This window comes from Pseudomonas sp. HMSC063H08, assembly GCF_001813645.1.
Lineage (GTDB): Bacteria > Pseudomonadota > Gammaproteobacteria > Pseudomonadales > Pseudomonadaceae > Pseudomonas > Pseudomonas aeruginosa.
Window position 1 is genome coordinate 1 of record NZ_KV813405.1, and the last position, 632, is coordinate 632.

Below are 632 nucleotides of genomic sequence, written 5' to 3' on the forward strand. Positions count from 1 at the left end.
CGGGCGGCCACCAGGGTGATGCCGGCGTTGCTGCCGATGCCGCCGTTGCGGCTGTTGTCCAGCACGCCGGTGCGGATATCCACCGCGCCCTTGGCGCTGATCACGCCGGAACGGCTGTTGTCGAGGCTGGCGCCCTTCAGCGTCACGCCGGCATCGCTGAGCAGCCTGCCGCCCTGGTTGTCCAGCGCGGCCTGGCTGGTCAGCGCCAGCGCACCGGCGCTGGAGAAGGTTCCGCCACGGTTGTCCAGGCGCGCGGCGCGCGCCGTCAGGCTGCCTTCGCTGACCAGCGCGCCGCCCTGGTTGTCCAGCACGCCGCCGAGGCTCACGCTCAGGCTGTTCTGGCTGTCGAGCCGACCGCCGTCGCCGTTGAACAGTTCGCCGCCGTCCAGGCTCAGGCCGTCGCGCCCGGCCAGCACCCCCTTGGCCTGGTTCAGCAGGCGCTGCACGGTGAGGCGCAGGCCGCTGTCGCCGATGACCTTGCCGCCGCGGTTGTCCAGTTGCTCGCGGGCGTTCACGGCGACCTTCGAGGTGCTGGAAATCTCGCCGGCGCGGTTGTCGACCTGCCGCGCCTCGATAGCGATGCCGCCATTCGCGGCGATCAGCCCGGACTGGCTGTTGTCGAGCGTGTCGGC

Annotated in this window: 1 protein-coding gene; it reads right to left on the reverse strand. The window is 71.7% G+C overall.

Going from position 1 to position 632, the window contains the following annotated elements; translation table 11 throughout:
* On the reverse strand, window positions 1-632 hold a 632-nt coding region (locus HMPREF2924_RS08795; protein WP_136828626.1), incomplete at both ends, for a hypothetical protein.